This is a genomic window from Serratia sp. LTN-2 (assembly GCF_059740205.1).
The window spans coordinates 58227-65030 of sequence record NZ_JCAXDO010000017.1 but is presented as its reverse complement, the minus strand read 5'-3'; the positions used below and the strand labels follow the sequence as shown (position 1 = coordinate 65030).

At 52.2% G+C, this 6804-nt stretch carries 6 protein-coding genes; all 6 read left to right on the top strand.

Annotated features, from left to right (window positions below; genetic code table 11):
- Positions 1-1043 precede the first annotated feature (1043 nt).
- The 6 genes from AC6BYQ_RS23445 to pilP all read left to right on the top strand — a co-directional run bounded on the left by AC6BYQ_RS23445 (position 1044) and on the right by pilP (position 6803).
- Complete coding sequence (locus AC6BYQ_RS23445; RefSeq protein WP_285142740.1) at positions 1044-1523, top strand: transcription termination/antitermination NusG family protein; 480 nt, start codon at positions 1044-1046, stop codon at positions 1521-1523.
- Positions 1524-1886: 363 nt separating this feature from the next.
- Entirely contained in the window at positions 1887-2867 is a 981-nt protein-coding gene (locus tag AC6BYQ_RS23440) for a toxin co-regulated pilus biosynthesis Q family protein (protein WP_306686640.1), read from the top strand.
- Positions 2867-3289 (top strand): type IV pilus biogenesis protein PilM, encoded by a 423-nt coding sequence (gene pilM, locus AC6BYQ_RS23435; protein WP_285142738.1) that lies wholly within the window; start codon positions 2867-2869, stop codon positions 3287-3289. Before AC6BYQ_RS23440 ends, pilM begins: the two co-directional genes overlap by 1 nt.
- Before the next feature lie 21 nt (positions 3290-3310).
- Positions 3311-4942, top strand: coding sequence for a PilN family type IVB pilus formation outer membrane protein (gene pilN / locus AC6BYQ_RS23430; RefSeq protein ID WP_306686639.1), 1632 nt, complete (start codon positions 3311-3313; stop codon positions 4940-4942).
- Positions 4943-4945: 3 nt separating this feature from the next.
- Positions 4946-6244 carry a type 4b pilus protein PilO2 gene (gene pilO2, locus AC6BYQ_RS23425; RefSeq protein ID WP_094887938.1) on the top strand — a complete coding sequence of 433 codons (1299 nt, stop codon included), beginning with the start codon at positions 4946-4948 and terminating at the stop codon, positions 6242-6244.
- The gene (gene pilP / locus AC6BYQ_RS23420) at positions 6231-6803 is read left to right on the top strand and encodes a type IV pilus biogenesis protein PilP (protein ID WP_094887939.1); all 573 of its coding nucleotides are present in this window, start codon (positions 6231-6233) and stop codon (positions 6801-6803) included. Before pilO2 ends, pilP begins: the two co-directional genes overlap by 14 nt.
- Position 6804 lies beyond the last annotated feature (1 nt).

Here is a 6804-nt window from a genome sequence, read left to right as displayed (position 1 = left end):
GAGTAAATTGGTTGTTAGACTGTTCAGCCACCCTGTCCCGAACTTATGGCGGACAGGTGTTGTTTTCTAAATTGCATGAGTTATAATCTCTCACAGGCCAGCGCCTGCTTTTGACCCCCTGATATCTGACTCTTCCGCCAAGTTGATGACAGATTTCGGGGGGTTTTTGCATTCAGGGTTTCGATCAACCCTCTTCCCTGAGCATTTCGGATATGCTCGATCCTTCCCAACCTGAAGCCTCAGCTACACATTGGATATATAAGCTTGTCTGTTCAGGCAATTATGCCCCTGAAAACAGCATAAACATCCGCAAATACTACTCTATTTTTTCTCTGGTGCAACAAAAGGATCTCTGAAGATCATTTTTTGGGCGCACACCTCGGATTTTGATGGCTAAGTTTACCTAGCATACAGACCCACTCTCCAACAGCTGTGCAAACAACCACCAAAAAAATTAAATCACACGCGCAGTCAATAGGATTAAACCCAAAGATAGGCAGCATAAGATGAAATCCGCCCAAAATCAGAGCAAAAATCCACCACCCGTTAGAATAGTTAGGGCAGTTAATTATTCTGTTTTAATTGTCATATCGATCTAATGATCTAAAAAAAGGATCTTTTCCAGATCAATGGTTCAAAAAGTTGAGTTAAACAGAGCTTTTGCTCTGTTGTGATGTGCTTTTACAGCATTTCAGATCGCAAATAAAAGTATTTACACAATTAAAATTTGCCAATACACTTCTTCGCATACTTTAGTACGGTTCATGTAGAACAGCCAGTCCGCCAACTAGCTTTTCGATCCCTCGTACAAGTTTTCTTCAGCCTGGACTGCATCTGATAGCATCTTGTCGGCACCTCCCTGCCATTGGTGTCGGGTGCAGTCCAGGCTAAAGAGCCATAAGGGAATACAGCAAATGCTCAATCCCTCTAATATAAGCGACTGCCAATTGAACCCGTTTGGGATCGATTTTGGCGGAGCCTGCCAAACACCTAACGTTCAATTCAATCATCTGTAGCTTAACCGTGTATTACGGGAGACTTTCATGGAAGGCTGGTATCTCGCCGCGCTAAAACCAGGCAAAGACAATATATTCAAAGCACAGATGATGCTCGAGCGTCGCAACATCATGGCTTTCAGCCCGTTGATGTTTTCTTTTCGCCCTCGAGCTGACCGACCAGGCCAGCAGAAAAAGGTGATCGAGCCTCTTTTCCCTGGCTATATGTTTGTTTGCTTTGACCCGGAAATGTTTCACTCGTCTAAAGTCGAAGCTTGTCCCGGAATCAGCCATCTTGTGCGGTTTGCCGGTGCCATAACCCCGATTCGCGAAGCTGCGATTGAAGAAGTAATGGAGCTCCCTGTCTGCGTCCAAGCTTTTTCATCAGAACGCAGACAAAGAAAGAAACACGCTGCACGTGCACATCTATCACATCATCAGCGCCAACAAATTCAGGCACTCGCGAATGAGCATGATGGTGAGACGCGTAGCGCAATGCTCCATGCATTTATCGACGCTCTAAAATAGTCCCTCTGTTACAACTCCATAGATAGCTCCTTGCCCCTTCAGATATCTGAAGGGGCTTTTTTATGCTTATTGCATCTCAAACTGAGGTCTCTAATGACACAACGCGCCATGGCTACGCGCCAGACCTATTCCATCGTGCCAAAACATAACAACATGTTGAACGAGCAGGCTGTAAACCTCACCGCGATCCTTGAACGTCCAGTAGCCTGCAGAGACGTTCTTCACGCCATTCTTGAGTTAGCCCCTCAAATCGATAGTCAACAGCTGGCTCAGTGCGTACTCGACAAGGTTAAGCAACCTCGTCGGGGGCGTCGTCCACAACAGGTTAACAAGCGTGGAAGCGATTCATAGCGAGGTATAAACGTGAAAAAATGGCTACCCGTCGTTTTAGCACCCGCTGTATTGGGCGGATGCTCCATTAACAACCATCCAGAAAAGTCTGCGATCACTGCCCAGCAGTTAGTAACAACGCTAATCGAAGCGCAAGTGTCGCCTCTAAAACAGGCCCAAAATGAGCTGGCTGCGGTGACTCGCGTAAAACAAACAAAAGCACCTGGTAAGCAAAGCATATCAACGAGCCCTTCTGCGCTGGCTGGCCAGAGGTTGAGCGCGTCGATGACAGCACTACGTTTCGTAGGCAATGCACCACCACCTTCGACCCTGGCGGGGGCCGGAAGTGCGTCGTCATTACGTGATGCATTACGTAAAATTGTGCCGGCTGATTGGACGCTGAGCTTTTCCCAGGATCTTCATCCTGATGAGCAAATACCTCAGGTATGGCGTGGCGGCGTCATCTGGGTTGATGCATTGAATCAGTTATTGGAAAAACAAGGAAAAGTAGGGTTGATTGATTCGGCCGTGCGCCGAGTATCCATTGCAAACAAAACAGCAGCATTTAAAGTTGCAACCAAGATCGAGTCAAAAGCAGTAACCCCAAGCGGATCACCTCAATCTGTAACTCACGGCCGCAACCCTTTCAATGGCGGCAAATCAGCAGATTTAAAACAAGCGGTTGCACCAGCCACAACAACCAGAACATCCAAGAAAGCGACTGTCGTACAACAAAAGCAACATTGGCGAATAGATGCTGGCAACACGCTCAAAGATACCCTGTTTAACTGGGCAGCCAGCGAAGTATGTAACCAACCGGGGATCACTCACTGGACAGTTGCGTGGCTAACACCAGTTAACTATCGCATTGATGCTCCATTGCACTTCGAAGGATCCTTCCGCGATGCGCTAAACAGTCTATTTACCCTTTACGGAACGGCTAAAGTGCCGCTGTATGCAGGTATCCGCCCTCTTCAGTGCGTTATTTCCGTAGATGATAAAGAGGTGCACTGATGATTTATTGGCTCTTTGCCATATTCATGGGAATGATTGTCTGGCTTGACCCTCCACCGCAAGTCCCTCCGGTATCCCTAGAGGATCAGACTCTTTCCCAGCAGGCGCGCAACACGGTGCAATATCTTAATGCGATAAACGACTGGCGCTATAGCCATCCTGAACAAAAAGACGGTGTGATCCCCGATAGCGCCTTCGGCTGGTCATCCGTTGCAGGGTTGCGCAATGTTTTGCACGCTGATCGAGTGTATGTCTATCAGCCAGATCAACCTGGGCTGATGGCGGCGTTGTTGGTGCAGAGCCGACATTCCGCGCTGATTGGCAAAGTCGTCGGAAGACGCCTTATCGACAGCTTTGGCACTGACATGCAGGTCAATGTGCCGGCGAGCATTACTGACGGCAGCCTGGTGTACCTCAACTAATCTCTCATCGTAAGGTTAACAATGAAAAAACACCTCCCCTTGACCGGGTTGGCGGCGACGTTGTGTTTGCTGCTTTCCGCATGTGCGCCGCTTGAGCGCATCGATAAGATCGATAATCGAGTATCACGGGACGAAAATCAGGCAGATAAACATCTGCATGCCCTTAAACAGGGTTCCGTGGTGCGGGATTTGACCTCTCAGTGGATCAACCCTTACCCGTTAAATGCTCAGCCTGGTGGCAATAGTTTGCTGCCTCCTTGCGCTGTGGCCATCAATCGTCCTGGGAGCATCACACTGGCGGAAGTCAGTGCTTTCATCAGTAAGCGCTGTCGCTTGCCAGTGGTGGTAACGCCTGATGCACAGGCTATCTTGGCACCGACTGGTGCCAAAACTGAGCAGATAAGTGGCCCTGTTCCGGCGCCAGACCCGAATGGGTTGGTGCCGTTAGCCGCCTTGGGCGGTTCATCTGCCCGTGCTGCGCCGGTCGTCAGTGGTGGCACTGCACTCAGGGGCGTGTTCTGGCAGGGCGAGTTGGGGGGATTGCTTGATAATGTCACTACGCGTCTTGGGCTGTCATGGCGTTATGAGCAGGGCCGGATCGCCATTTTCTATCTCGACACCCGGACGTTCCCGGTCATGTTCATGGACAGTAAGGCGAGTTTTGGCTCCAAAACCGTGAGCGGCACCACTTCATCGATGGGGGCAACGGGTGACAGCAGTGGCGGTGGACTCAGCGGCGACTCCAATACCTCTCAGGCGACTGAGATGGAAATCAAATCAAGCCTGTACGAGGACGTCACCAATACCATTAAGTCGATGTTAACACCCGGTACCGGTCGCATGAATTTGTCCGCCGGCGTCCTGACGGTGACGGATACACCGCGCGTTCTTGAGCAGATAGGCCGTTATCTGGAAGACCGCAATAAAGAACTCAACCGCCAGGTCGTACTCAACGTGCAGGTCTACAGCGTCGAAAAACGCACTCAGGATCAGTACGGCATCGACTGGAACGCCGTATTCAACAGTGGCAGCGTCGGCTTGTCACTGACCAACGCGTTTACCGGCGCGGCTTCAGATGCGTTGAACGGTGGGGTTTCTATCCTTGATGGCAAAGGGGCGGGCACCAAAGCCTTTATCAAAGCCCTGTCGGAACAAGCGAATGTCAGCGTGATGACAGAGGCCTCGAGCATGACCACTAACCTGTCAGCGGTGCCGATCCAGGTTGCGCTGCAGCAGGACTATGCGTCCAACGTCACTACGGAGAACACGGCCAACGTCGGTTCATCGAGCAGCATCACCAAATCCACGATAACCACCGGTTTCAACATGACCGTGCTGCCGTTCCTGATGCCCCAGTCGCCAAAAATGCAGCTGCAGTTTGCGATCAATATGTCAGATGACCCGACCATGCGCACGTTCACCAGCGAAAAAACGTCGGTTGAGTTGATGAAAACACGGCTCAAAACCTTTACCCAGCGCGTCATTATGCAATCCGGACAAACGTTGGTGCTCAGTGGTTACCAATCTCTCAACAACACCGCAAATCGCCAGGGCGTCGGCAGTTTCCGCTTCTTTGGACTCGGCGGCGGCGCCAACGGTGAAAATAACAAAACCATGCTGGTCATTCTTATCACTCCGGTCATTTTGGGATAAGCCATGAAACAACAGACTACCTACACGCTGCAGAATGGGAACGCCTGGCTTGTGGCCGGGTTGCACTGGCAGTATTTGCCGCTGCGTGGGCACCGCAGCATGCGTTTGCGTGCGAAGGAGGCCAGGGCCACGCATTGGGCAGCATTGCCAACCGGTGACGGCCAGGCACAAGGCACCTTGCTGGGCACTGTCAACCTCGCCGGCAAGGCTGTCCGAAAAGGAGGCGGGATGGCATCGATGGCGTTGGCGGTTCTGCCGGCATTGCCAGAGGCGTGTTATGGCGTTTTTCCGTTATCCAATGGGCAATACTGGTTCGTCGCTGTCAGTGACGGCATGCTTTCCCCGTTCGGTGATATCGTGGGGGATGAAACGGCTATACGCACTGCGGTGACCAATTTTCTGGCGATCACCTCAGCACCTGCTGCGGGGTGGATAATATATGCTCCTGGCGGCTTCTTTCCCGAGGAAGACACGGAAGATAAATCCCTCACCGACTTGGTCGATAGCAAGGTCGGTTTGCGCCGGGCCCGGCTGAGTCAGACTCATGATCCGAAGGTGTTGTGGCTTTGGGGCATTGCAGTGGTGGCCCTGGGGGCCGGGTATGTGGGTTATTCAGTCTGGGAGAAACACCAGGAAGATGCGCGCATAGCAGCAGCTCAGGCCGCGCTGATGGCCAGGCAACAGATGGCACAACAGGCGCCGGCCGACAACCTGAAACCCTGGGCTACACAACCGCGGTTTCCACCGATGCTCAGTGCCTGCAGTCGCGTATGGAAAGATGCGCAGATCTCTATTGCAGGCTGGGTTTTCAATACAGCAACGTGTGATGCGCAGGGAAAAATCATACTGCACTACACCTTGCCGAACGGTGGCACCGTAGGGGATTTTGCCTTGCGGTTACCCGTGCTCTATGGTTCAGATATTCAACCCGTTTTTAATATTCCCGGTAGCGCCGACGACGCCTCTTTTGCATTACCAGTGCCACTTTCTCCTCCAGAACATCCCGAAGATCTTCTCCCGGGCAGCCAGCAAATTCAGCACTTAACCAGTTATGCCCAGCGTATCAATGCGCGCTTGCGCCTAAGCGAAATAGACGTAAGCACGCAGTTAACGCAGGGCGACGTACAAAATCTGCCGTGGCGTACCTACAGCTTCACGTTCATTACCGATATTCCGCCCGATCGGTTGTTTGCGCCAACGCGCTTCAACAGCAGTGGAATAAGGGCGTCCAGCATCACGACCACGTTAAAAAACAACCGTCTGGAATACACCATTGAGGGACTTCTGTATGCCAACCGCTAAATCCAGAGTAACGCCCTGGGCGTTGTGCCTGGTGCTGATTGCACCTGGTGTCTTCGCCGCGCCGGTCGCTGACATACCGGCGGCTCCGCCCGCTTCACCGTCGGTGAAGTCACCCACGCCAGCGGATCTTCCTCTGCCGACCACGTTTGCGCGCGCGGAGGCTGGGCGAGCGTTAAATCTTGGTCAACTGGAAGCCATCCAGGCAGAGACTGTGCTTTACGAGGCTCAGCTGGCCAGGGCCAAGGCGCTGAATGAACTGCAAAAGAACGGGTATGACCGTGCACTGGATCAGCCTTTCAACCCGGCGCCACCTTCTCAGGACAACAAATCCGAGGTCAAGGGCGCGGTGCAAGATGCTGCTCCACCGCAGATTGTGGAGATCACCGGCGCGGGTAAAGGATTCACGGCCGTGCTGGCACTCAGCAACGGCAATCAGGTTACGGTGCAGGTGGGGAATCGTATCCCGGGTACGGAGTTCGTTGTTAAACGGATAAACATCAATGAAGTCGTGGTCTCCGGGAAGAACCAAACACTGGTCTCTCTTTCCTTTGCGGGGTAAC

What these genes read in the sequence shown, in the direction of transcription:
- pilO2 (WP_094887938.1), top strand. Translation starts at nt 4,946, where the DNA reads ATGAAACAACAGACTACCTACACGCTGCAGAATGGGAACGCCTGGCTT.
- pilM (WP_285142738.1), top strand. Translation starts at nt 2,867, where the DNA reads ATGATTTATTGGCTCTTTGCCATATTCATGGGAATGATTGTCTGGCTT.
- pilP (WP_094887939.1), top strand. Translation starts at nt 6,231, where the DNA reads ATGCCAACCGCTAAATCCAGAGTAACGCCCTGGGCGTTGTGCCTGGTG.
- pilN (WP_306686639.1), top strand. Translation starts at nt 3,311, where the DNA reads ATGAAAAAACACCTCCCCTTGACCGGGTTGGCGGCGACGTTGTGTTTG.
- AC6BYQ_RS23445 (WP_285142740.1), top strand. Translation starts at nt 1,044, where the DNA reads ATGGAAGGCTGGTATCTCGCCGCGCTAAAACCAGGCAAAGACAATATA.